At 69.3% G+C, this 24,550-nt stretch carries 20 protein-coding genes, 1 tRNA gene and 2 pseudogenes; 8 read left to right on the plus strand and 15 right to left on the minus strand.

From position 1 onward, the window contains the following. The 4 genes from sufD to AC2W7M_RS02055 all read left to right on the plus strand — a co-directional run. Positions 1 to 1,021: Fe-S cluster assembly protein SufD (gene sufD / locus AC2W7M_RS02040; protein WP_486129664.1), on the plus strand; the 1,021-nt coding region annotated here is incomplete at its 5' end. A 208-nt stretch (positions 1,022 to 1,229) separates the two neighbouring features. Continuing rightward, on the plus strand, positions 1,230 to 2,483 hold the full coding sequence (locus AC2W7M_RS02045) for a cysteine desulfurase (protein ID WP_486129666.1): 1,254 nt from the start codon (positions 1,230 to 1,232) through the stop codon (positions 2,481 to 2,483). Then, positions 2,480 to 2,851, plus strand: a complete 372-nt coding sequence (locus AC2W7M_RS02050; RefSeq protein WP_121623506.1) for an SUF system Fe-S cluster assembly protein — start codon at positions 2,480 to 2,482, stop codon at positions 2,849 to 2,851. Before AC2W7M_RS02045 ends, AC2W7M_RS02050 begins: the two co-directional genes overlap by 4 nt. A gap of 7 nt (positions 2,852 to 2,858) precedes the next feature. After that, positions 2,859 to 3,293, plus strand: a complete 435-nt coding sequence (locus tag AC2W7M_RS02055) for a VOC family protein (protein WP_486129668.1) — start codon at positions 2,859 to 2,861, stop codon at positions 3,291 to 3,293. Here the strand turns inward: AC2W7M_RS02055 and AC2W7M_RS02060 are convergent. From AC2W7M_RS02060 to AC2W7M_RS02070, 3 genes are all read right to left on the minus strand, one after another. After that, positions 3,287 to 4,234 carry a formate/nitrite transporter family protein gene (locus AC2W7M_RS02060; RefSeq protein ID WP_486129670.1) on the minus strand — a complete coding sequence of 316 codons (948 nt, stop codon included), beginning with the start codon at positions 4,232 to 4,234 and terminating at the stop codon, positions 3,287 to 3,289. The two genes, AC2W7M_RS02055 and AC2W7M_RS02060, sit on opposite strands and share 7 nt — an antisense overlap. Before the next feature lie 115 nt (positions 4,235 to 4,349). Continuing rightward, positions 4,350 to 7,199 carry a sensor domain-containing protein gene (locus AC2W7M_RS02065; RefSeq protein WP_486129707.1) on the minus strand — a complete coding sequence of 950 codons (2,850 nt, stop codon included), beginning with the start codon at positions 7,197 to 7,199 and terminating at the stop codon, positions 4,350 to 4,352. Then, entirely contained in the window at positions 7,199 to 8,008 is an 810-nt protein-coding gene (locus tag AC2W7M_RS02070; protein ID WP_486129672.1) for a hypothetical protein, read from the minus strand. Before AC2W7M_RS02070 ends, AC2W7M_RS02065 begins: the two co-directional genes overlap by 1 nt. A 269-nt stretch (positions 8,009 to 8,277) precedes the next feature. Here AC2W7M_RS02070 and AC2W7M_RS02075 point away from each other — a divergent pair. Together AC2W7M_RS02075 and AC2W7M_RS02080 are read left to right on the plus strand one after the other, a co-directional pair. Further along, positions 8,278 to 8,684, plus strand: a pseudogene (locus tag AC2W7M_RS02075) (HesB/IscA family protein). A gap of 243 nt (positions 8,685 to 8,927) precedes the next feature. Continuing rightward, a tRNA-Leu gene (locus AC2W7M_RS02080) sits at positions 8,928 to 9,012 on the plus strand. Positions 9,013 to 9,461: 449 nt separating this feature from the next. On the opposite strand, the gene lhpI is transcribed toward AC2W7M_RS02080, so the two are convergent. Together lhpI and AC2W7M_RS02090 are read right to left on the minus strand one after the other, a co-directional pair. Next, complete coding sequence (lhpI, locus tag AC2W7M_RS02085; RefSeq protein ID WP_486129709.1) at positions 9,462 to 10,190, minus strand: bifunctional Delta(1)-pyrroline-2-carboxylate/Delta(1)-piperideine-2-carboxylate reductase; 729 nt, start codon at positions 10,188 to 10,190, stop codon at positions 9,462 to 9,464. Then, entirely contained in the window at positions 10,109 to 10,429 is a 321-nt protein-coding gene (locus tag AC2W7M_RS02090; RefSeq protein ID WP_486129673.1) for a hypothetical protein, read from the minus strand. Before AC2W7M_RS02090 ends, lhpI begins: the two co-directional genes overlap by 82 nt. Before the next feature lie 95 nt (positions 10,430 to 10,524). Here AC2W7M_RS02090 and AC2W7M_RS02095 point away from each other — a divergent pair, with 95 nt between their 5' ends. Continuing rightward, the gene (locus AC2W7M_RS02095; protein WP_486129675.1) at positions 10,525 to 10,653 is read left to right on the plus strand and encodes a hypothetical protein; all 129 of its coding nucleotides are present in this window, start codon (positions 10,525 to 10,527) and stop codon (positions 10,651 to 10,653) included. Here the strand turns inward: AC2W7M_RS02095 and putA are convergent. Beyond that, positions 10,650 to 14,361 (minus strand): annotated as a pseudogene (gene putA / locus AC2W7M_RS02100) (trifunctional transcriptional regulator/proline dehydrogenase/L-glutamate gamma-semialdehyde dehydrogenase). The gene AC2W7M_RS02095 and the pseudogene putA sit on opposite strands and share 4 nt — an antisense overlap. Positions 14,362 to 14,711: 350 nt before the next feature. Between putA and AC2W7M_RS02105 the strand changes: the two are divergent. After that, positions 14,712 to 15,206 carry an Lrp/AsnC family transcriptional regulator gene (locus AC2W7M_RS02105; RefSeq protein ID WP_486129677.1) on the plus strand — a complete coding sequence of 165 codons (495 nt, stop codon included), beginning with the start codon at positions 14,712 to 14,714 and terminating at the stop codon, positions 15,204 to 15,206. Between the two features lie 81 nt (positions 15,207 to 15,287). Here the strand turns inward: AC2W7M_RS02105 and AC2W7M_RS02110 are convergent, their stop codons facing one another. From AC2W7M_RS02110 to AC2W7M_RS02150, 9 genes are all read right to left on the minus strand, one after another. Further along, positions 15,288 to 15,968 carry a TetR family transcriptional regulator gene (locus tag AC2W7M_RS02110; protein ID WP_486129679.1) on the minus strand — a complete coding sequence of 227 codons (681 nt, stop codon included), beginning with the start codon at positions 15,966 to 15,968 and terminating at the stop codon, positions 15,288 to 15,290. A gap of 147 nt (positions 15,969 to 16,115) precedes the next feature. Next, positions 16,116 to 17,345, minus strand: coding sequence for an amidase (locus AC2W7M_RS02115; protein ID WP_486129681.1), 1,230 nt, complete (start codon positions 17,343 to 17,345; stop codon positions 16,116 to 16,118). Between the two features lie 9 nt (positions 17,346 to 17,354). Next, positions 17,355 to 18,587, minus strand: coding sequence for an amidohydrolase family protein (locus AC2W7M_RS02120; protein ID WP_486129683.1), 1,233 nt, complete (start codon positions 18,585 to 18,587; stop codon positions 17,355 to 17,357). A 70-nt stretch (positions 18,588 to 18,657) separates the two neighbouring features. Beyond that, the gene (locus AC2W7M_RS02125; protein WP_486129685.1) at positions 18,658 to 19,128 is read right to left on the minus strand and encodes a GAF domain-containing protein; all 471 of its coding nucleotides are present in this window, start codon (positions 19,126 to 19,128) and stop codon (positions 18,658 to 18,660) included. Continuing rightward, positions 19,125 to 20,618, minus strand: coding sequence for an amidohydrolase family protein (locus tag AC2W7M_RS02130; RefSeq protein WP_486129687.1), 1,494 nt, complete (start codon positions 20,616 to 20,618; stop codon positions 19,125 to 19,127). The genes AC2W7M_RS02125 and AC2W7M_RS02130 overlap by 4 nt, the downstream gene beginning before the upstream one ends. Beyond that, on the minus strand, positions 20,615 to 21,697 hold the full coding sequence (locus AC2W7M_RS02135) for an ABC transporter ATP-binding protein (RefSeq protein WP_486129688.1): 1,083 nt from the start codon (positions 21,695 to 21,697) through the stop codon (positions 20,615 to 20,617). Before AC2W7M_RS02135 ends, AC2W7M_RS02130 begins: the two co-directional genes overlap by 4 nt. After that, a complete protein-coding gene (locus AC2W7M_RS02140; protein WP_486129690.1) occupies positions 21,694 to 22,515 on the minus strand; it encodes an ABC transporter permease in 822 nt (273 codons plus the stop codon). Before AC2W7M_RS02140 ends, AC2W7M_RS02135 begins: the two co-directional genes overlap by 4 nt. Beyond that, positions 22,512 to 23,375, minus strand: a complete 864-nt coding sequence (locus AC2W7M_RS02145) for an ABC transporter permease (RefSeq protein WP_486129711.1) — start codon at positions 23,373 to 23,375, stop codon at positions 22,512 to 22,514. The genes AC2W7M_RS02140 and AC2W7M_RS02145 overlap by 4 nt, the downstream gene beginning before the upstream one ends. A gap of 18 nt (positions 23,376 to 23,393) precedes the next feature. Beyond that, entirely contained in the window at positions 23,394 to 24,488 is a 1,095-nt protein-coding gene (locus tag AC2W7M_RS02150; protein WP_486129692.1) for an extracellular solute-binding protein, read from the minus strand. Between the last annotated feature and the right edge of the window lie 62 nt (positions 24,489 to 24,550).

A 24,550-nucleotide genomic window follows, 5' to 3' on the forward strand; every position in this document is an offset into this window, starting at 1 on the left:
CGCCTTTGGGCGCGGCGGCTCCCATCTGGGCCGGCTGCCGGCCGGAGTTTCCGCCGTGCCGCTCGCCGCCGCGCTCGCCTCCGGCAGCCCGCTGCTCGACCGCATCGGCGGCCTCGCGCCCCAGCGCTACGACGCGGCCCTGGCGCTCAACACCGCCATGCTGCGCGAGGGCCTGGTGATCCACGTCTCCGCCGGCGCCAAGGTGGAGACGCCGATCCACATCGCCCACGTCTTCACCGCCGACGCGCCTCTCTCCACCTTCACCCGCACGCTGGTGGTGGTGGAGGAGGGGGCGCAGGCGGCCTTCATCGAGAGCCACCAGGGGCCGGACGGCATCGCCTACCAGGCCAATGCGGCGACCGAATTCTATGTGGGCGACGGCGCCCATGTGGACCTGATCCGGGTGCAGGAGGAGGGCGACAAGGCGCTTCACCTCGGCACGCTGGTGGTGGACATGGGGCGCGACGTGGCGTTCCACGCCTTCCAGCTCGCCACCGGCGCCGCCACCGCCCGCCTCAGCCTCTACGGCCGCTTCTCCGGCTCCGGCAGCCATGCGGGCATCCGCGGCGTGAACCTGCTCGCCGCCCGCCAGCACGGCGACGTGACCATGGTGCTGGACCACGCAGTGCCCCATTGCGAGAGCCGCGAACTGTTCAAGACCGTGCTCAAGGACGAGAGCCACGGCGTGTTTCAGGGCAAGATCATCGTCCGCCCCGACGCGCAGAAGACCGACGGGCGCATGATGAGCCAGTCGCTGCTGCTGGGCGAATTCGCGCAGATGGACAACAAGCCGGAGCTGGAGATCTTCGCCGACGACGTCCAGTGCGGCCACGGCGCCACCGCGGGTGCGCTCGACGACGACCTGCTGTTCTATCTGCTCTCCCGCGGCATCCCCCGCACCGAGGCCGAGGTTCTGCTGGTGCAGGCCTTCGTGGGCGAGGCGGTGGAATATGTGGAGCAGGAGGATGTGCGCGAGGCGCTGATGGCGCGCATCGTCGCGCGGCTGGGCAAGGCGGGCTGAACGCAGACCGCCCCCGTGGGCGGATTCCCTCTCCCCGCCGGGGGAGGGTCACGGTGAGGGGAGCGCAGGTCGGAGGTTGTGCTCCGCGGACGGCCGCCACCCCACCCCCCGACCCCCGCCCTCCTCCCCGCGGGGAGAGGGAGTTCCGCCGGCTCTTGTCCGCCGGAGTGTACTGCGAGGATGACTTCGCGCTGATCGAGGACCACCCATGACCGCCACCCGCTTCGCCTCCCCTCCCGCCACCGGCGGCTTTGACGTCGCGGCGGTGCGCGCGGACTTTCCCGCCCTCGCCATGACCGTGAACGGCCACCCGCTCACCTATCTCGACAACGCCGCCTCGGCGCAGAAGCCGCGCCAGGTGCTGGAGCGCATGACGCGCGCCTATGAGAGCGAATATTCCAACGTCCATCGCGGCCTGCATTATCTCGCCAACGCCGCCACAGAGGCGTTCGAGCACGCCCGCGAGACCGCCCGCGCGTTCCTGAACGCCGGCTCGGTGGACGAGATCATCTTCACCCGCTCGGGCACCGGCGCCATCAATCTCGTCGCCAACTCGCTCGGCCAGTCGATCGAGCCGGGCGACGAGATCGTGCTCTCGATCATGGAGCACCATTCCAACATCGTGCCGTGGCACTTCCTGCGCGAGCGCAAGGGCGCGGTCATCAAGTGGGCGCCGCTGAAGGAGGACGACAGCTTCGACCTCGAGGCGTTCAAGGCGCTGCTCACGGAGCGCACCAAGATCGTCGCCGTCACCCACATGTCGAACGTGCTCGGCACGGTGACGCCGGTGAAGGAGATCGTCGCGGCGGCCCATGCGGTGGGCGCCAAGGTGCTGGTGGACGGCTGCCAGGCGGTGGTGCACATGCCGGTGGACGTGCGCGACCTCGGCGTCGACTTCTACGCCGTCACCGGCCACAAGCTCTACGGCCCCACCGGCATCGGCCTGCTCTACGGCAAGCATCACCTGCTCGCCGAGATGCCGCCCTATGAGGGCGGCGGCGAGATGATCCGCGAGGTGACGGAGGAGGGCGTCACCTACGGCGTTCCGCCGCACCGGTTCGAGGCTGGAACGCCTCCAATCGTGCAGGCCATCGGCCTCGGCGCGGCGATGGACTATGTCACCTCCGTCGGGCGCGAGGCCATCTCCGCCCACGAGCATGACCTGCTGGCCTATGCCCAGGAACGCTTGGGAGCGCTCAATTCCCTGCGCATCGTCGGGCGCGCGCCGGGAAAGGGCGCCATCGTCTCGTTCGAGATGAAGGGGGCGCATCCGCACGACGTCGCCACGGTCCTCGACCGCTGGGGCGTCGCGGTTCGCGCGGGCACCCATTGCGCCCAGCCGCTTTTGGCACGATATGGAGCAACGGCCACCTGCCGCGCCTCGTTCGCGCTCTACAACACGCGCGCCGAGGTGGACCGGCTTGCCGACGCCCTCGTCAAGGCGCAGGATTTATTTGCATGACCGATAACGCGACCGATACGGCGCATTTGCCGAAGATCTCCTCCGCCATCCCGGATGCGGAGCTGACCCGCCTGACCGACGAGATCGTCGGCGCGCTGAAGAGCGTCTACGATCCCGAGATCCCGGTGGACATCTACGAGCTCGGCCTGATCTACAAGGTGGACATCGCCGACGACCGCACGGTGGCAGTGGAGATGACGCTCACCACCCCCAACTGCCCCGCCGCCGCCGAGCTTCCCGGCATGGTGGAGAGCGCGGTCGCCGCCGTTCCTGGCATCGCCGACGTGAAGGTGGACATCACCTTCGATCCCCCGTGGGACCAGGGCCGCATGTCGGAAGAGGCGCGCGCTACCCTCAATCTGTGGTGAGCGGCCGGTGAGCGGGCCGGAACCCGAGGCCCCGCCGCCGCTCGGCGGCGTGCTGGAAACCGGCCTCTATGTGGACGACCTCGCCCGCGCCGCCGCCTTCTACGAAGGGGTGATGGGCCTCAAGCCCATGCTCGCGGACGACCGCTTCATCGCCTATCCGGTGGGCGGGACGGTGCTGCTGCTGTTCAAGCGCGGCAGCACGCAGGAGACCATCACCATGCCGTTCGGCAGCATCCCGCCCCATGACGGGACCGGGCGGCTGCACTTCGCCTTCGCGGCGGCCGAGGCGGACATCCCGCGCTGGCGCGCCCATCTTGCCGCCCACGGCGTCGCCATCGAAAGCGAGGCGCATTGGCCGAAGGGCGGCACCAGCCTCTATTTCCGCGACCCCAACGGCAACCTCGCCGAGATCGCGTCCCCGGGGCTTTGGGCCAATTACTGAGCGGTGCGGCGCTTCGCGGGACGCCGCGCCGGGCGCGCGGTCGGCGGCTCGGCGTCCGGTGAGGTGGCCTGCGCGGGCGCCGGCGCATCCGGATCCAACTCCTCGCGCACCTGGCCATGGGCGAGCAGCGCGAACAGCGCGGCGCCGCCGATGACGTTGCCGATCAGCAGCGGCAGCAGCAGTCGCACCACGCCGTCGACGATCCCCAGTTCGCCGCGCAATTGCAGGTAGAACACCTCCACCGACCCCGAGATGACGTGCGAGAGGTCGAGCGCCGGGATCATCGCTGTGAGCAGCGCGATGATCCAGATGCGCGCGGATTCGGCCGAGGGCAGGAGCCAGACCACCGTCGCCACCAGCCAGCCGGCGACGACGCCGCGCACCAGGGCGCCGGAGGCCGAAAAGGTGTCGATGTGGTGCGCCACCTCGGCGATCCCCCGCGTCTGGGCCTCGGGCAGCACGGCGTGGGTGGCGAGCGCGCAGGCGAACAGGAAGGTGCCGACGAGGTTGGCGAGGAGCACCGTCACCCACAGCCGTCCGAGCGCCGCCAGCGCCTGCCGCGACGGCTCCGCCAGCACCGGAAGCACGGCGGTGAGCGTGATTTCGGTGAACAGCTGGTAGCGCCCCAGGATGACGATGAGAAAGCCCACCGCATAGCCCGGGCTCGCGGCGAGCACTCGCCAGGGCTCGTCCGGAAGGAAGGCGTGGAGCGTGCCCTGCGCCACCACCGAGAAGCCGATGGAGAGCCCGGCGGTGAGGCCGGACCACCACAGGCTCGACATGGGGCGCGACAGTTCCTCCACGCCCTCGCGGCGGATCACCTCGTGCACCGCCAGCGGGCGCAGGGGGGCGTGCTCCTCCACCGCCAGCTTCTCGTCGGGCGACAGCTCGTCTGCGGTCTCCTCGGCGAGGCCGAGCTCGTTTTTCTGCCGTTGCGCCATGAGTCTCGGCTCCGCCCTTCGGGCTGCGTTCCAGCTTGAACGCCGCAGGGCCGGTGCCGGTTGCATGGACGAGGCCGGCACCCTCGTGCGGTGCGACTGCGCGGGGCGCGCCGCGTCAGTTCACGGTGTCGTCCGGGCAGCGCGCCCAGTCCCGCGCCAGCGCGGCGAAGGCATCCGCCGGCACCGGGCGGCTCCAGAGGAAGCCCTGGCCGAACGCGCAGCCATTCTCCTTGAGGAAATCGCGCTGGGCCTCGGTCTCGACGCCCTCGGCCAAGATGGCGAGGTTGAGCGCCCGGCCGATGCCGATGACGGCGCGCACGATCTCCCCGTCCACCGCCGATCCCGGCAGGTCGCGCACAAAGCTCTTGTCGATCTTCAGCTTTCCGATCGGGAAGCGCTTCAGGTAGGAGAGCGAGGAATAGCCGGTGCCGAAATCGTCAACCGCCACCTTCACGCCCATGGCGGAAAGCTCGTCGAGCTTGATCCGCGCCGCGCCGCCGTCGCTGATGAGAAGGCTCTCGGTGATCTCCACCTCCAGGCGCTCCGGCGAAAGTCCGGTGTCCTTGAGGATCTGCGCATAGCGCGCGCAGAGGTCCGCCTGGCTGAACTGGCGCGGGGAGAGATTGACCGAGATCATGCCGCAGCTCACGCCCTCGGCATCCCACTGCACCACCTGGCGGCAGGCGCGCTGGGCGACGTATTCGCCGAGCGGGACGATCAGCCCGGTTTCCTCCGCCAGGGGAATGAACTGGTCGGGCGTGACGAGGCCGCGCGGGCTCATCCAGCGCACCAGCGCTTCCGCGCCGACCATGCGGCCGGTGGACAGCGCGACGAGGGGCTGGAAATAGACGGTCAGCTCCTCGCGGGCGAGGGCACGCCGCAGTTCCGCCTCCAGGCCCACGCGGGCCTTGGCCGCCGCCGTCATGGCGCCGGTATAGAAACTGTAGCCGCCGCGTCCGTTGGCCTTGGCCTGGAACAGCGCCGAGCCGGCATGCTGCAGCAGCCGTCGCCCGCTCGGGTCATCGTCCGGGAACAGACTGATGCCGACGCTGGCGCCGAGATACACCTCCTCGCCGCCGGGCTCCGCGAACGGATCGGCAAACGCCTCGATGATGCGCAGGGCTTCTGCGGCGGCGTCCTCGGCGCCCTTGATGTTCTCCAGCAGGATCACGAACTCGTCGCCGCCATAGCGCCCGATCGTTGCGTCCGAAGAGAGGCGCGAGCGCAGGCGCTCCCCCACCGCCTGGAGCATGGCGTCGCCGGCGATCAGGCCGAGGCTCTCATTGACGGCCTTGAAGTGGTCGAGGTCGATGAACAGAACCGCACAGCGCGACTTGGCGCGGCTGACCGCATGGTCGATGAGCGAGAACAGGAGCGAACGGTTCGGCAGGTTGGTGAGCATGTCGTAATGGGTGAGCCGGTCGAGTTCCGACTGGGACCGCCGGGCCTGGGTGATGTCGTGGAAGACGCCCACATAGCGCGGGGCATCCCCGTTGACGCTCGGCACCTTGCTGACGATGAGATGCTGGAGGAACAGCTCGCCGTCCTTGCGGCGGTTCCAGATCTCGCCGCGCCAGGAGCCGGCCGTGCGCAGTTCCTCCCACATCTGGTGGAAGAAATTGCGCTCGTGGCGGCCGGATTGCAGCAGGCGCATGCTTTGGCCGACGGCCTCCGCCTCCTCGTAGCCGGTGATCGCGGTGAAGGCCGGGTTGACGATGGAGATGACGCCCTTCTCGTCCGTAACGACGATGCCCTCGTCGGTGCCTGAGAACACGGCGCCCGCGAGCCGGATGCGGCGCTCGACCTGGCGCCGCTCGGTGATGTCCTCGGTCAGCCCGACGATGCGCACCACCTGTCCGGACGGGCCCCGCATGGCCAGGCCCCGGGATGCATAGTCGTGGTATGTGCCGTCCTCGTGGCGCAGGCGGCATTCGAAATCAAACGGGCTGGGGTCGCTCGACGAGACCTTGCGCCAAAGCTCCAACACCCGGTCGGCGTCCGCGGGGTGGGCGCGGTCGCGCCAGAAGGCGTCGAGGTCCACCGGCGCGTCCGCCGGCAGGCCGACCATCTCGCGCCAGCGCGGCGAGACGTAGCTGTTGCCTGTGGCGACGTCGATGTCCCAGACGCCCTGATCGGTGGCTCGCACCGCGAGCTCGAACCGCTCCTCGCTCTCCCGCAAGGCGCGCAATGCCGCCCGGCGCTCGGTGGCGTCCTGGCACACGGCCATGAGATAGCTCGGCGCGCCGTCTTCCTCGTGGGCGAGGGAGACGGTGATGTCGAGCCAGATATCGGTGCCATCCTTGCGGCGGACGCGCTTCTCGCGATCCTTGATGTTCACGCTGAGGCCGGCGTTGAGCTCCGCAATGTCTGCTTCGTCCCTCGCCTGGTCCTCCGGATAGGCCAGCATGGAATAATGTTGGCCGAGGAGTTCCTCGCGGTCGTAGCCGACGAGCGTGCAGAAGGTGAGGTTCACGCGCACAAGCAGGCCGTCGAGCCCGAAATGGACGATGCCAACCGCCGCCTGCTCGAAGGTGGCGCGGAAGCGCGCTTCCGCCGTTGCCAGAGCTTGCGCCTGCTTGACCTCGCTCAGCGCGGCCCTGAGCTTTTGCCGCTCGGCGAACAGGAGGCCGATGGCCACCGCCACCACCATCACGGCCGCGGTCGTCAGGCCGGCGAACAGCATCAGCCCGCGCGCGCCGCCGAGCACGTCCCGATGCCTCATGGTGGTGATGAAGACGCTGCGCCACAACGGAATCGTCCTGGCGACGGCGAGTTCATCCTGTCCGGAGCTGTCCGCGATCACGGAGACGCTCGGCCGGATTGCCGCGGCCTCCGCGAGGGCGGCAAGATCCGGCGGCAGTGGCCGCGTCAGATAGGGGGCATCGGAGCCGGCGACGGCCGAGCCGTAGTACCATTTGCCGTCGGCTTCCTTGCGCGCCAGGAACGATCGTGTGGGGATGCCCATCAGGACCGGCCGCGCCAGATAGGGATAGAGGAAGGACGCCGGATTCGCCTCCAGGTAAAGGAACGCGAGGACCGGCTCGCCGTCGGGTCCGAACGTGCGCACCGGCACGAGGTATCCGTAACGGTCCCGCTCCAGGTCGCGGGCCACCACCCTGATCTCGTCGGTCTCCTGCGGCAGGGCGATGAGTCCCGCACCTGGTCGCGTGGCGGCCACTCGCCGCCCACGCGCATCAGCCGGCGCGCTCCTTCGGTCCACAGCTCCACGGCGCTGAAGCCGAGCGCGCGGGCGGAATCACCGAGCACGGAGCGCAGCTGCTCACCCTGGGTGGCGTCCTGCGGCGCCAAGAGGTTGCCGATGATGTCGCGGATGAAGTCACTGCCGGCGAGCGCGCGCGCCGAGGCAAGGCTGTCCTGCCGGTGGCGGGTGAGGGCCTCGATCTGCAGATCCATGGTCGCCTTGAGGTCCGCCTCGCGCTCCCGGATCAGCGCCTGGGATGCGGAATTGAAGACGAGGCCGCCGATGACGAGGGTGGGCGCGACGATGACCAGGATGATCACCGCGGTGGGCAGGACGCGGAACGGCTGGGAGGCGGACGGCTCGGCCTGCGCCAGCCTGGCGACCCGGGCCAGAGCCATGGCGAGCAGCGCCGTGGTGATGGCGACGAAGCCGATGCCCTTGAAGGTGGAGACCGCGGCGAGCTCCGCCGGACCGCCGAGGCGCTCGATCAGCCAGTCCGAAAAAAACACCCAGGCAAGCGCGCCCGCCGCATAAGCGAGGGTGACTCGGAGGATAAAGGCCTGGGGAGTCACGGGCGCGTCCGCTGCTCGACTGTGTGGACCGGAACGGTGTGATGCGCTGCGTCCGGAACCCAGTCTTCCTTTGGAATCAGAATGTACGTAACATCATGAGCCTGGGGTGTTAAAATAAATCCGGCGCGTTTCGCGGTCGACGGCGGTGTCAGGCCGGTCACAGCGTCGCAATCCGGTCATCGAACGCCTTGTGGAAGGGCGTGTCCTCCTCCATCTAGGAGAGGATAGGACCATGCGGGCTCGCCCGGAACCGTCGGAGGCTTCCAGATATGAACGCTGCTTCGAGCGTCAGGCCGGCTCGGGCCCGTCCCCCGGTGATGCGCATCACGACGCGGCCGCTGAACGCATCCGCCAGATCGTCTCCCGCGCGCGCGAGCCTATCGCCGCGGTTCGGGTGGGCGTGAAGAATGGCGGCTGCGCCGGAATGTCCTACACCATGGACTATGCGGCCGAGATCGCGCCGGGCGACGAGGTGGTCGAGGACAAGGGCGTGAAGGTCATCGTCGACCCCAAGGCCGTTCTGTTCCTGCTGGGGACCGAGATGGACTTCAAGGCGGACAAGATGGCGGCGCAGTTCGTGTTCAACAATCCGAACCAGACCTCGGCCTGCGGCTGCGGGGAATCGGTCGCCATCACGCCGGCGTCCACACGCGACGCGGGCGAGCCCGCGGCCTGAGGCCCGGTGCCGTTCACCAGGATTTGAATACCGCTCCCCTGCCGCCTGAGGCGCCTGAGCCACCACCCGCCGAAGCGCGCGGGCGCGGCTTCATCTTCCGTTGGGTTATTGCGGTGCAGCGCGGGGGGACGCGTTCCGGTTGCGCTGCACGGTAATTTGTTACTCTTCCGCATTGATCACGGGCGTTGCTCGGTTATGTTTCAGCGGATTCGGGCTCGTGTCTCAGGCATCGTCCGGATCGGAGCGGACGTGGCGAAACCGGTAGACGCACGAGACTTAAAATCTTGCGCCGAAAGGCATGCGGGTTCGACCCCCGCCGTCCGCACCACAGCTGAACCGCTCCATATCTATGCTTAGTCTGCGACCGGATCGGCGGTCCAGCGGCAGGTGTCGTGTTCGCCCCCGCAGCTGATCATTGGATGGCCTCCCGTGTGCTGGCCGCCCAACCCTGGCCGACGGCCTCAGGCGTCCAGCACCAGATCGGCAAGCAGCTTTCCCACTGGCCCACCCGGCACCCGCTCGGCAGCGCTATGCCGTGTTTTTCCGCCAACCCGAGCAAAGGCCCGTCGGCGGCGGTCCACAGCTCCGGCTGGCGCGGGCTGGCCGCGACCGTGACGGTGGAGGTCTTGCGGTCGCCGCCTTTGGCCGCCGGTGGGGAACGGAACACTTCAACGGAACACGTCCCGGAAGATGTCGAACGCCGGCACGCCGCGCGCCACGTCGTCCAGCATGCGGGCGGCGGCGGCGGGGCTATGGCTGCTGCACAACCGCGGCGGCCTAAGGCCGGTGCCCGGCGCCGGAGGCGGCCGTTCCGGCCAGAAGGGTGGCGGCGGCGAGATCTTCCAGTGCCGCGCCGACCGATTTGAACATGGTGATCTCGTCGTCGCCGCCCCGCCCGCCACAGTGCCCGGCGGCCAATTCGTGGAGCTCGCCGCAGACGCGATCCGCGCTCCAGCTGCCCGCGGCGATCGGCTGGAGCAGGTCGCCGGCTTCCGCCAGAGCGCCCGCACGGGTATCGACGAACACCCGCGCGCGCTGCACCGCCACGTCGTCGCATTCGCGCATCGCCGGCGTGAAGGCGCCGACCAGATCGAGATGGGTGCCGGGCCGCAGGTCGCCTCCGCGCACCAGCGGTGCCTGGGATGTGGTGGCGCAACTGACGATGTCGGCTTCGGCAACCGCCGCCGACAGGTCGGTGACCGCCGTGGCAGAAAAGCCCTTGTCCCGCAGCCGGGCGGCCAGCGCCGCGGCGCGCTCGGCCGTGCGGCCCCAGACCAGCACCGTCTCGATCGGGCGGACGGCGCGGTGCGCCTCGGGCAGGTGGCTCGCCACGTGCCCGGTGCCGACCACCAGCAGCGTGCGGCTGTCGCGCCGGGACAGATAGCGCGAGGCGAGCGCCGATGCGGCGGCGGTCCGGCGATTGGTCAGCGCCTCGCCGTCGACCAGCGCCGTGGGCTGGCCGGTGCGGCCGTCGAGCAGGACATAAAGCGAGGAGACCGCGCCGATGCCGCGCGCGGCGTTGCGCGGAACACCGAGACCAGCTTGACGCCGAGCGTCTTGCCGCGGTCCCAGGCCGGCATGGTCAACAGGTGCCCCGGGGCGTCGGCGGTTCCCACATCGTAGGTCTGGCGGACCGGCATCGGCTCTCCGCCGCGCCGGAACGCGTCGTCGAGCGCCTCGATCAGGCGCGGATAGTCCAGGCCGGCCTCAACCTCTTGTGCCGTAAAATGGCGCAACATGCTCACGATCTCATGGCTCCCGTCACTTCAGTATGGTGATGCCGGTGCACACCCAGAGGATTTCCGCGTCGTCTTCGCTCACTCAGATGATGGCATGTCCCATGTTGCTGCCGAAACAGGTGCTGTCGCCGACGATGACGTTTCCGATCGTCACCAAAATTTCAGATAAACATCGCGGAAAAAACGGACGGGGCATGGGGGCGCTCGCCCGCCAAGCCCCCCGCCGCTAGCTGATGGCCATCAGGCTCGCATTGCCGCCCGCGGCGGTGGTGTTGATCGAGGTGGAGACCTCCTCCAGCAGCCAGTTCAGGCAATAGGCGTCCGGCTTCGCCAGAAGGTCTGCCGTGGTGGCCGCCTGAACCGGAACCAGCGGCCCGCCCATCCGGGCGATGCGCAGATTGGCGGCGCGCACAAACGCGGTGTCGCCCTCGATGAGCGCGCCGGCGAACGGGCCGTCATCCTCCCAGGTTCCGCTCCCGCTCCAGGACACGCGGCCGGCGAGCGGCGCCGGAACGGCGCCCATGGCGGCGCGCAGGTCGGCGTCGGTTGAATCGATCACCGCCTTGTTTCCGGTGGCGAGGATCGCCGCAAGCTGGCGGTTGAGGCCCGCAGCCGTGAGCGGCACGGCCAGAATCCTGCCGCGCGGATGAAGGGCGTAGAGATTGCGTTCGCCGACGGGTCCTTTCAGCGTGCGCTCCAGCCCCAGCCCCGAGCGCTCGGCCAACCCCCTGGCGGCGTCGGCGTCGGAATGCAGCCCCTTCGCCTCGAGCCACTCGATGAGATGGCCAAGCGCCGGATCGGATGGGGAGGGCGCGCGGCCAAGCTCCGGCGCCCTTTGGACAAGGCGCCCGATATAGAGCGGGCCGCCGGCCTTCGGCCCGGTGCCGGACAGCCCCCGCCCGCCGAACGGCTGCACCCCCACGACGGCGCCATGATGTTGCGGTTGACGTAGCGGTTGCCCGCCTTCACGCGCGACAGGACGTGCGCCATGGTCTCGTCCAGGCGCGTGTGCAATCCGAAGGTCAGCCCGTAGCCGGTGCGGTTGATCTCGTCGATCAGCCGGTCCAGATCGTCGCGCCGATAGCGGACCACGTGCAGCACCGGGCCGAACACCTCCCGCTCCAACTGGCGCAGGTGGTCCAGTTCGACGATGGTGGGGGCGACGAAGGTGCCGCGCGACGCGGGTGCGGGCAGCTCCAGCTGCGTGATGGTGCAGCCGAGGCCGCGCATGCGCGCGATATGGGCGTCAATCTCGCGCTTCGCCGTCGCCGTGATCACCGGGCCGACGTCGATGCACAGCCGGTCGGTCCGGCCGATGGACAGCTCGTTCAGCGCCCCCTTGAGCATGTGGAGCATGCGTTCGGCCACGTCCTCCTGCAGGCACAGCACCCGGAGCGCGGAGCAGCGCTGGCCGGCACTGTCGAACGCCGAGGCAAGAACATCGGCCACGACCTGCTCCGGCAAAGCCGACGAGTCGACGATCATGGCGTTCTGCCCTCCGGTCTCGGCGATGAGCGGAATGGGGCGGCCGTGCGCCGACAGACGCTCCGCGAGCGTCGCCTGGATGCTGCGGGCGACCTCGGTCGAGCCGGTGAACATCACGGCGGCCGTCTCCGGCGCGCCGACCAGCGCCGCGCCGAGCGCCCGCCGCCCGGCGCGAACTGGAGCGCGCCGCGGGGAATCCCGGCTTGGTGCAGGATCTTCACGCTCTCGAAGGCGATGATCGGCGTGACGCCGGCGGGTTTCGCCACGACGCTGTTGCCGGTGGCGAGCGCGGCCGCCACCTGGCCGGTGAAGATCGCCAGCGGAAAGTTCCAGGGGCTGATGCAGACCACCGGTCCCAGCGGCGCGGCGGTCGCGGGGAGGGCGCTGCGGGCCTGCGCCGCGTAGTAGCGCAGGAAGTCGATCGCCTCGCGCACCTCGCTTACGGCGTTGGCGGCGGACTTGCCCGCCTCGCGCATGACGATCCCCATCAAGGTCTCGGCGCAAGCTTGCATGAGGTCGGCGGCACGCTCCAGGCAGGCTGCCCGCTCGCAGGCGCGACGGCGGCCCAGCCTTTGCCGCCTCCAGCGCGAGACGGGCGATCCGCGGCGCCTCCTCCGCCGGCAGCTCGCGGACGTGGCCGACGATGTCGTCATGGTCTGCCGGGTTGAGGAGCACTCCGGACGGTCCCCGGCGCGGAGCCGTCTGCGAGCAGCGGGTGCGCCTGCCGGTCCTCGTCGACGCTCGCCGCGAGGGCGCGGGACAGCGCCGCCAGAACCGCATCGCTGGACAGGTCCAGCCCCCTCGAATTGGCGCGCTCGGCGCCAAAAAGGTCAGGGGGCAGGGCGATCGCCTCGTGCGGCAGGCCGATCTCCGGCATCGCCTCGACCTCGTCGACCGGGTCGGCGATGAGCGCATCGACGCTGGTCCCCGGATCGCCGATGCGGTTCACGAATGACGAGTTCGCGCCATTCTCCAGCAGGCGGCGCACCAGATAGGCGAGCAAGGTCTCATGGGTGCCGACCGGCGCGTAAATGCGGCACGGGCGGTCGAGGCGATCCTTCCCGACCACCTCATCGTAGAGCGGCTCGCCCATTCCGTGCAGGCACTGGAACTCGTACGTGCCGATCTCGAAGTCCGGGCCGGCCAGATGGTAGACCGTCGCCAGCGTCTGAGCATTGTGGGTGGCGAACTGCGGGAATACTGCGTCGGTGGCGTCGAGCAGCTTGCGGGCACACGCGATATAGGCGACGTCGGTATGGACCTTGCGGGTGTAGACCGGGAAGTCGTCCAGCCCGTCGACCTGGGCGCGCTTGATCTCCGCGTCCCAATAGGCGCCCTTGACGAGGCGTACCATGATCCGGCGGCCAGAGCGGCGGGCCAGATCGATGATGTGGTCGATCACGAAGGGGCAGCGCTTGCCGTAGGCTTGGACGACGAAGCCGAGGCCCTGCCAGCCGGCCAGTTGCGGATCCTGGCTGAGCTCCTCGAGCAGGTCGAGGGACAGCTCCAGGCGGTCGGCCTCCTCGGCGTCGATATTCAGCCCGATGTCATAGCGACGGGCGAGCCGTGCCAGCGCGCTCACGCGGGGCAGCAGTTCCGCCATGACGCGTTCCGCCTGCGCCCGGCTGTAGCGCGGGTGCAGCGCCGACAGCTTGAGGGAGATGCCCGGGCCCTCATAGACGCCGCGCCCGCCCGATGCCTGGCCGATCGCATGGATCGCGCGCTCATAGTCGCGATGGTAGCGCTCGGCGTCGGCGGCCGTCATGGCGGCCTCGCCGAGCATGTCGTAGGAATAGCGGAAGCCGCGCGCCTCCAGCGTGCGGGCGCGCTCCAGCGCCTGCTCGATCGTCTCGCCCGTGACGAACTGCCCGCCCATCATGCCGATCGCCAGTTCGACACCGCGGCGGATGACCGGCTGCCCGCAGCGGGCAATCAGGCCCGTCAGCGCTGCGGCGAGGCCGTGGTCCGTGCGGGCGGACGTCAGCTTGCCGGTGACGGCAAGGCCCCAGCTGGCCGCGTTGACGAACAGCGAGCGGCCGTCGCCGAGATGGGCCTTCCAGTCGCCGTCCGAGATCTTGTCGCGGATCAGCGCGTCGCGCGTGGCGGCATCCGGAATGCGCAGAAGCGCCTCCGCAAGGCACATCAGGGCCACGCCTTCCTGGCTGGACAAGGCGTATTCCTGGATCAGCCCCTCAAGGCCGCTCGCCGTGCGCTTGGCGCGCAGCGCCTCGATCAAGGTGCGGGCGGTGCGCGCGACCTCGGCCTTCACGTCGGCGGAGAGCCGGGCGGCGGCGACCAGCGGGGGAAGGCTCTCCGCTTCGGGACGCCGGCACGCCGCCGTGATGGCACGGCGCAATCGCGCCTTGCGGCCGGACCGCAGGAGCGAACTGCGCAAACGGGCGCGCCGAGGCGGTTCCGAGGCCGGCCGCGGTGTGGAAGGCGATATCTGGCATCTCGGCTCCTCTGAAAGCTCCGGCGCGAAACGCCAGCGCGGCCATGCAGGACCGGGGGCGGAACGCGCGCGTTCGCGTCGTTTCAGATTAGCATCGGAGCCGGATTCGATCTGGCTGCAGATCGGATCAGAAGAGATCCTTTGGACTGAAATTATTCGGCTTTCTGGTAGAAAAAACTGAAAACTCGCGATAATTGGTGAAAATGACGATGCAGGCCAGAGGCGCGTTGCGCCTGTTGCGGAGCCGATGAACACGCGCCGGTCTCGCTGGCCGGCAGATGACGGCGGCCCGGGCTGATCGCCCGCAGGTTCGGCCGGTAGGATCCATCCCTGTCCGAAGGGTGAGGCGTTATGACCAAGGAAAGCCCCGATCGTAGTCCGATCGACGAGTTCGATCGCAAGATCCTCGACGCGCTGGCGGAAGACGGGCGCATGTCGATCACCGATCTGGCCGCGCGCGTCGGGCTGTCGAAGACGCCCTGCCTCGCGCGTTTCCGGCGGCTGCGCAGCGCCGGCTATATCGAGGGCTTCAAGGCGATCCTGAACTCCTCGAAGATGGAACTCGACCATGTCGCGTTCACCGAAGTGAAGCTGACCCAGACCGATGAAAAGGCGCTCTCGGCCTTCAATGCGGCGGTGAAGAAGATCAAGGAGGTCGAAGAATGCCACATGATCGCCGGGCGCTTCGACTACCTGCTCAAGGTGCGCACGCGGGACATCCGCCGGTATCGGCTGATTCTGGGCGAGAGCATTTCCGGCCTGCCGTATGTCGCCAGCACGTCCACCAACGTGGCGATGGAGACGGTCAAGGAGTCCGGCAACAGCTTCGGCAAGATGAAAGGATGACGCCTGCGCCGTTCGGGACCGCGATGCAGCGCCGGGTCTTGCGCTCGCTTCCTGCACCGGCGAGGCCGGCGGGCGCGCGGCTCATCCGGGATCGGCCGACAGGTAGCTCGTCAGGATGTCCACCACGATCGCCCGGCGCTTGGCCAGCCAGTCGGGCGCGGCGAAGTCGTGCTGGAACATGGTGCCCAGCGTGTGGCGGTTGGAGACGTGGATGAAGCTGAGGCCGAGGATCGAGACGTAGAGGTTCTCGGCGTCGATGTCCTTGTGGAACACCCGCAGCGTCTGCCCGCGCTTCAGGATGGTGCGCAGCGAGGAGAGCAGCGGCTGGGTGAGATGCGGGATGGTCTGCGAGCGGCGCGCCGTGCGCCCCATCATCAGGTTCTCGTTCATGATGAGCCGCACGAAATGCGGGTCGCCGGCGAGGAAGTCGAAGGTCAGCTCGATCAGGCGGCGCATGGCGGTCACGGGGTCGAGGCCGTTCACGTCCAGCGTCTGTTCGAGCTCGCGTATGATCTTGTAGGAGGCCTCGAGCGCGGCGAGGTAGAGATCGTCCTTATTGCCGAAATAGTGGTAGATCATCCCCACATTCACGTCGGCGGTGGCGCAGATGCGGTCGATCCGGCTGCCGCTGAAGCCGTGGTCGGAGAATTCCGCCATGGCCGCCTCCAGGATGCGCTGGCGTGTCGCCGCAGCATTGCGCCGGGCGGGCGGGCGCACCACCCCGTTGGCGGCCTCGGCGGCCGTCGCCTGCGCTCCGGTCATGTCCTTGGCGCGCCGGCGCCGGCCGCGGCTTTGCCGCCGAGTGCGTGCCCGGCGCGGTCGCGATCTTGGCCTTGGGCTTTGCCGCGACCTTTGCCGCGACCTTGGCCGCAGGCTTGGGCTTGATCGCACGTTTTGGCGGTCCGGCTGTCATCGGCGCTCCGGCGGCACGGGGACGCCGAAGCCCGCCCGCGCCGCGATATCCAGAAGGTCCATATCCTTGCCGCGCCGCGCGAGGATCGACAATCCCACCGGTGCACCGTCCACGATTCCCACCGGCAGCGTCACCTGCGGCAGGCGGCCGATGCCGGCGATGCAGAGGATTTCCATGGCGCGGCGCCGGTAGTCGGTTTCCACCTCTTGCGCGGCGGTGGTGCGCAGCGGCGCCGGACCCGGCGTGGTGGGCAGCACCACCAGGTCGCCGTCGCCGATGCGCGCGGCAAGCCCTTCGGCGATGGCTTCGGCACGGGCGCGGGCATCCTCCACGGCCTCGGGCGCCACCTCGGCCGCGGCCGCAAAGCGCTGGCCGACGCCGGCGCCGAACTCCGGCTTCTCCGCCTCGATCCAGCCGCCCAGAGACTGCCAGATCTCGCCGGCCTGGAGGATGCGGAAGGTGTCGAGCCAGCGGTCGAGCCCCTCGGGACTGAGGTCCGCGCTGGCCCGCTCCGTGAACAGGGCGCCGAGGCGGGCGATCGCCCCCTCCAGAACCGCGCGCATGTCGGCGTCGCAGCGCGCGAAGGCGTCCTCGGCGATCACGAGGCGATTGAAGCCGTCGCTCCGCCCCGGTCCCAGGAGCACCTCGCCGACGCGCCGCAGCACCTGCGGGTCCCGCGCGAACCAGCCCACCGTGTCGAAGCGCGGGGCAAAGCGCGAAATGCCGTCGAGCGGGATGCGGCCGTGGCTGGGGCGGATGCCGTAAAGCCCGCAATAGGCCGCCGGAACCCGCACCGAGCCGCCGCAATCGGTGCCCAGGGCGAACTCGACGATGCCGCCGGCCACCGCGGCGGCGGAGCCCGAGGAGGAGCCGCCGGGGATGCGGTCCGGCGCCTGGGGATTGACGGGGGTGCCGTAATGCAGGTTCTCGCCGGCGATGGAGTAGCACAACTCGTCGCTGATGGTGCGCCCGACGAGATCGGCGCCCGCATCGAGCAGCGCGTTGACCGCCGGCGCCGTCTCGGCGGCGGCCGCGTGGGTCGCGAGCCATCGGGGATGGCCGAAGCCGGTACGGCTGCCGGCCACGTCGAACACGTCCTTGATGGCGAAGGTCAGCCCGTCGAGCGGACCCGGCGCGGTGGCGGCGACGGCGACGTGATTGTCCTGGCAGAACGCCCCGTAGGGGTCGGCCGGCGGGCGGAAGAAGGGCAGGGTGCTTTCGGTCATCCGGGGCGCTCAGTGGGCCGTGGGGCGGTGCAGGGACGCCGCCGGACGGGTGACCGTGCGGCGCCCGCGCTTGTAGGCGAACAGCACCGGCGCCAGCTCGGCGACGGCGGATTCCGGGCTCTGGCAGTCCAGCACCACGAAGTCGGCGGCCTTGCCCACCTCCATGCCGTAGTCGCGGGCATTGAGCAGCCGCGCCGAGCGCTCGGTGATCATGTTGAAGCACTCGCGGATGTCGGCGGTGGCGCCGATATGGCAGATGTTGGCATTGAGGTTCGCCATGCGGATCAGCGAGCAGTCGCCGAACGGCGTGAACGGGTTCAGCACATTGTTGGTTGACAGCGAGCAGTTCACCCCGTGGTGCAGCAGCTTGTGGGTGTAGGTGACGCCGCGCGGCTGGTTCGCCTCGCTCTCGCGGCCCATCAGGAAAAGGTCGGTGGAGGGCAGCACGGTCAGCGCGACGCCCGCGTCGCACATGCACTGGGCCGCCGCCTTGAAGCGCTCGGGGCTCGCGGCCGAAAGCTTGGTGACGTGGCCGATGGCGGTGCGCCCGCCCCAGCGGAATTTGTTCGCGAGTTCGCAGACATAGTCGAGGTCCAGCGTCTCCGCGCTGGGGCCGAAGTCGAGATGCATGTCGATGTCGGCGTCGAACTCCTGCGCCATCTCGAACACCCGGTCGATCTGGCCGTGCGGGCTGGAATCCGTATAGGGCGCCGCGCCCACCACCCGGGCGCCGCGCTTCAGCGCCTCCACCATCAATGCGTCGGTGCCGGGATTGTTGAGCAGGCCTTCCTGCGGGAACACGCAGATCTCGATGTCGATGGCCCACTTGTATTCGTCGATCAGCGGCAGGATGCCCTCGAGGCCGCGCAGGCCGATGCCGGGGTCCACCTCCAGCTGGGTGCGCATGCGGGTCGTGCCGTTGAGGATGCACTTCTCCAGCGTGCGCTTGCCGCGCTCGTAGACGTCCTCCGGCGTGAACTTGGCCTTGGCCTTCGCCACCTCGCCGATCGCTTCCGCGAGGTCGCCGCGCTGGGCGTGGCAGCGCTCCAGGATGCAGGACTTGTCGAGATGGATGTGGGTCTCGACGAAACCGGGCGAGACGAGGCGACCGGCGACATCGAGCACGTCGGCGTCGGCGGCGATCGACGGCTCGATCGCCACGAAGCGTCCATCCGCGATGCCGATGTCCACCTGGCGCCCCGGGTCGTGGGGCAGGCGGGCGTGCTTGACGATCAGATCCATGGATCGGGCTCCTCGCGGGGCAAGGCGGCCGGCGGCGGCCGAAGGGAAGGGGAGGTCGGGGCGCAGCATGTCAGATGTCCAGCGGCATGCCGGGCACCGCGAGCACGGCGGCGGCCGCCATTTCGATGGCGGCGATCTCGCCCGGGCCGAAGTCGCGCGGGCCGCCGGCGAAATGGGCGGAGGTCCATCCCAGGAGATAGTCGTCGGCGCCGATCAGCGGCGCCACCATCTGCGCCGTGGTGCCGAACTGGCGCACCAGAGCGGACGGCGGGGCGAGCGCCGGGTCGGCGAACACGTCGCCCTGCACCAATGTGCGCCGGTTCGCCTCGACCCAGCGCACGGTGCGGGCGCGCCGGTGGTCCACGGAGCGGCTCTCCATCATGGAGGCGGCGCCGAGCGCCAGCACCTCGGCGCAGGGCACGTTGACGCTGAGACCCAGGGCCGGGAAGTCCATGCGCACGGTGCAGCGCATGGCGCCGGTGCGGTCCATGAGCGTGCTCAGGATGGGCTCGAATGCCGCCGCGAGTGCCTTCGCCGTCATGCCGTCTCTCTCTCAAGGGCGAACCGGCCCTGCGCGAGGCCGACGCAGAAATTCTTCACGAACGGCTCCAGCGCCGCCAGTTCCTGCCGCCGCGGACCGTTGGCGGCGAAGATCTCGTGCGCCCGGTCGTTCAGCCGGCCGCGCAAGGCGGGATAGTCGATGGTGGTGAGGACGCCCTCCTCCACCACCACGCGCCCGCCGACCATGACCCGGCGCACGCTGCGGCCCTCCTCGGCGAACACCAGCTGGTAGAGCGGATCGTTCAGCGGCGTGAAGTTCACCGAGCCGAGGTCGAGGAAGACCAGATCGGCGGCAAGCCCCACCTGGATGTCGCCGGTGATGTCGGCGATGCCCAGCGCCTTCGCGCTGCCGGCGGTCGCCATGGCGAAGACATCCTGGGGGGTGAGCCAGTCGTCGGGATCGAACGAGGCGGTGCGCGAGAGGAAGCAGGCGAGCCGCATGGTCTCGAACAGGTTCTGGTGGTCCGAGCAACTGCAGGCGTCCGAGCCGATGCCCACATTGAGGCCGGCGGCGCGCATGGCCGGCACCTGGGCGATGCCGCTGCCGAGCCGGAAATTGCTCGACGGATTGTGCGCCACCGAGGCGCCGCGCCGGGCGAGGAGCGCGATGTCGTCGGCGTCGAGCCAGATGCCGTGGGCGGCGGTGAAGTCCGGCCCGAGGATGCCGAGGCGGTCGAGATGGGCGGTGAGGCTCTCGCCATAGCGCGCTATGCCCGCCAGCGCCTGGATCTTCGATTCCGCGAGATGCGCGTGGAGGCCGACGCCGTGCCGGTCGGCGAGCGCGCGGCAGCCGGTCCAGAAGCCGTCCGAGCAGTGGTGCGGAATGGTGGGGGCGAGCGCCGGACGCACCATCGTGCGGTCGTGCGGCCAGTCATCCAGCATGCGGGCGCAGGCTTCGAGCGCGGCATCGGCGCCGGCGAGGCGGATGGCCTCCACCGCCGGTCGCAAAGCCTGCGGGATCGCCGCCATGAGGCCGGGAATGGCCTGCCAGAAGGTGCGGTCCGCCATCATGGGCGCCACCACCGCGCGCATGCCGGCATCCGCATAGCCGGCGGCGGCGGCGTAAAGGCCCTCCGGCGTCGGCGCGGGCATTTCCAGAACGAGGTCGTAGCCGGCGGTGCAGCCCTTCAGCAGCATCTCGGCGGCGCTCGCCTGGGCCAGCAGATGCCGGTCCGCGAAAGCCTGGCCGCCGCCGGTCCAGGGTCCGTTGTGCAGATGCAGCTCCAGGGTCCAGGAGCGCGACACGCCCTTGGCGATGGCGAGGTGGCTGTGGGTGTGGGCGTTGATGAGGCCCGGCATCACCAGCCGGTCGGCCGCGTCCATCGCCTCGGCGTCGTCCGGAAAGGTCGTGCCCGGCGCGGCGATGTCGGCGATGCGGCCGTCGATGACCAGCAGGTCCGCGGCGCGCACCGCGCCTTCGGTGGGGAAGGCGACGAGGCCGCCGCGTATGGCCAGGGGGCGCTTGGTCATCGGACGGGGCTTTCTGCGGGCAGGACGATGCAGTCGGCGGCGCTGAAGCCCAGCGTCACGCCGGCACCGGGGGCAGGCAGTTCGCGGCCCACATTCTTCTCCAGCGACTGCACCAGCGTGCCGTCGCCGAGGCGCGACCAGATGCGCAGGTCCGCGCCCACCGGGTCGAGGCGTTCCACCACCGCCGGCAGGCGGGCGTCGGCGGGCGCCTCGGGTGGGACGATGGCGAGCCGCTCGGGGCGGATGCACAGCGTCACCGGTCCGTCCCCCACCGTGCCGGGCGCCACGGCGATGGCGCCCACCTTGGTGGCCACCACGCCCGCGTCCGTCGCCCGGCGCTCCAGCACGCCGGAGATCCAGTTGGCATGGCCGATGAAGTCGGCGGCGAACAGGGTCTGCGGCCGCTGGTAGAGCCCGACCGGCGTGTCCACCTGCTCGATGCGGCCCTTGTTCATCAGCACGATGCGGTCGGCGAGGCCCATGGCCTCCTCCTGGTCGTGGGTGACGATGATGGAGGTGCAGTCGAAGGTGGCGAGGATGGCGCGGATCTCGTGCCTGAGCTCCAGCCGGAGCTTGGCGTCGAGGTTCGAGAGCGGCTCGTCCAGCAGCATCACGTCCGGCCGGGTGACGAGCGCGCGGGCGAGCGCCACGCGCTGCTGCTGGCCGCCGGAGAGCTGGGACGGACGCCGCTTCTCGATGCCCGGCAGGCGCACCTGCTCCAGCACCTTGGCGATGCGGGGGCCGATCTCGCGGGCGGGCACGCCGCGGTTCTTCATGCCGAAGGCGATGTTCTGCGCCACGCTCATGTGCGGGAACAGCGCGTAGTCCTGGAACACGAGGCCGACATTGCGCTCGTAGGGCGCCTTGCGCGCCACGTCCGCGCCGGAGATGAAGATGCGCCCCTCGTCCGGCTGCTCGAAGCCGGCGATCATGCGCAGCGTGGTGGTCTTGCCGCAGCCGGACGGGCCGAGCAGCGCGACGATCTCGCCGCGCGCCACCTCGAACGTCACGTTGTCCACCGCCGCCGTATCGCCGAAGCGCTTGGTGACGTGCTGGAGATCGAGAACCGACTGGATCATCGCCCGTAGACTCCGCGCCCAGTGATGGCGTCGAGCCCGGCGACGCGATCGAGAATGACGATGATGAGCACGGTCGCGACGATGAACATCACCGACAGGGCTGCGATGGTGAGGTCGAGGTTGGCCCGCATCTGCGCGAGGATGGCGACCGGCAGGGTGAAGGTGAAGGCGTCGGTGAGGAACAGGCTCACCCCCACGTCGTCGAACGAGGTGACGAAGCCGAACACCGCCCCCGCGATGATGCCGGTGCGCGCCAGAGGCAGCGTGACCTGCCAGAGCGCGCCCCAGGGCTTAGCGCCGAGGCTGAGCGCGGCCTCGTAATAGGAGGCGCGGATGCCCACAAGCGAGGCGGCGGTGGTGCGCATCACATAGGGAAAGGTGATGAGCACGTGGCCCATCATGAGCCGCGTCATGCCGTCGAGGATGCCGAGGCGGCTCGCAAAGATCAGCACGCCGAAGCCCAGCACCACGTTCGGGATGACCAGAGGCGAGAGCAGTGCCGCCTGGATCAAGCCCTTGCCGCGGAAGGTGGCGTGATGCAGCCCGATGGCCGCCAGCGCGCCGACGACGGTGGCGATGAAGGTCGCGCTTGTGGCGAGGATCAGGCTGGTGACGAGGCCGTCGTGATAATAGCTGTCGGCGAGGAACCGGTCGTACCAGCGCAGCGAGAACTGCGTCGGCGGAAACGGCCCGACGAAGCCGCGGGCATCGAACGACAGCACCACCGCCACCACCACCGGGATCACCGAGAAGGCGACGAACAGCGTGACCAAAGAGAGATAGACGGTCTGGAACAGGGCGTCGGCGAGGCGCTTCATTTGCCGGCCTCCTGCCAGTGGCTGCGCACGAGGTTGAGCAGGCCGTAGAACAGCGCCACCGAGATTACCATCATGACAATGGAGAGCGCAGCCCCGCTCGGGAAGTTCGCCACCTCCGAGAAGCGGAAATAGATCAGGTTCGAGACGAAGACGATGAAGCCGCGCCCCACCAGCATGGGCACCACCAGATTGCTGATGCAGAAGGCATAAGCGATGATCGCGGCGGACAGGATGCCCGGCAGGCTCATGGCCACCGTGACCTGGAAGAAGGTCTTCCAGCGCGCCGCGCCCAGCGACAAAGCGGCGTCCTCGAGCCGCGGATTGATGTTCTGCAACGTGCCGATGAGCGTCAGCGCCACCAGCGGCAAGGTGGAATTCAACAGGCCCAGCACCACCATCAGTTCCGCCCCGTCCGGGCTCGATGCCGAGATGCCGAACAGGCGGCTGAAGTCGGAGAGCGGCCCGTGCGGGCCGAACGTCATGGCGATGGCGTAGACGCGCACGATGATGGACAGGAACAGCGTGCCCACCAGGCCGCCCACCATGAGGCGGCGCGCCACCGGCCCGGCGCGGCGGACGATGAAATGCGCCACCGGATAGCCGAGCACCAAAGCAAAGGCGGTGGCGAGGAGGCCGACCCGGAAGGTGTCCAGGAAATAGCGGACATATTGCGGGTCGGCGATCTGGGCGTAGTTCTGCAGCGTGAGCGCGCCGCTCTCGTCGCCGCCGATGCGCCCGCCCACGAACGGCTTGAGGCTCTCGTGGGCCAGCAGCAGCAGCGGGCCGGCGAGCAGCGGCACCATGACGAGGAGCGCCGGCCACAACAGGGCCGTGCTCAGGGAGGGACGCCGCATCGCCATGGCGCTCACGCGGCCCGGTCAGCCGCGCCGCACGAGGGGAACGATCTCCCGCTCCCAGCGGGCGTTCCACTCGTTCATCACCGAGGAGAGATAGGCGAAATCGGCGAAGTACGCATATTTCGGCAGCTCTTCCGGGGTGTAGTACCAGTCGGCGATCATCGGGTTGGCCTTGGCGGAGGGCTGGGTGGGGCCGGAGCCGAGCGGCATGTTGTAGATCTCGTTCATCTTCGGCTCGGCGAAGAAGTTCGCGAACTCGAAAGCCGCCTTGGCGGGCGAGCCCTTCAGCACGCAGAAGCCCTCATTGTAGAGGAAGCCCTTGTTGTCGGGCATGCGGTTCTTCAGCTTCACGGGGAAGTTCTTGGCGGTGGCGAACCAGCCGCCATTGTTCCAGAAGCCCACCGAATAGCGGCCCGTGGCCATGGCGTTGATGTATTCGGAATTGGAGGTGCAGATCTCGCCGATCTGGCCCTTCGCGGCCAGTTCCTTGATGAAGTCCCAGCCGGGCTCGGGGTTCTTCTCGTTGCCGCCGCGCTGGATGGCGGCGCTGACGATGAGCAGGCCCGTGAGGTTGATGGGGTAGGGCACGCAGAGCTTGCCCTTGAATTCCGGCTTCAGCAGGTCTTCGAGCGAGGAGAAGCCGCCCGGCAAGAGGTCCTCGCGATAGCCCCAGAAGGCACCGGCGGTGCTGAGCGGCACCGTCATCTTCTCGCCCTTGGCGTTCTTCTGGATGTACTGGTCGGGAATGGTCTTCAGGTTGGTGACGATGCTCTCGTCGATGGGCAGCAGCCAGTCCTCCGCGATCATGGCGCGGAACACCGGGTCCCACACGGAGAGCACATTGTACTGCGTGCGCGGCCAGACCGCCTTGATCTTGGCGACCACCGCGGCCGAGCCGCCGGAGTGCAGCTCCCACGCCACCTGGGTGTCGTGGGTCTTCTGGAACTCGGCGAGGATCTGCTTCGATACCTCGATCCAGTTGGCGCCCCACTGCACCACCAGGAGCCGCTCGGCCGCCTGGGCCGGCGTCACGAGGCCGAGGGGGGCGAGGCCGGTGGCGGCAAGCCCCGTGCCGGCGAGGGCGGCGCGGGTGAAATCTCTGCGGCTCAAGGACATGGCGGATCTCCAGGCGGTCCGGGGAGGCGGGCGTCGGGGGCGAGCGGGCGATCGGCGCGCCT

Source organism: Xanthobacter sp. BG11Y11_SDJG, from assembly GCF_057364445.1.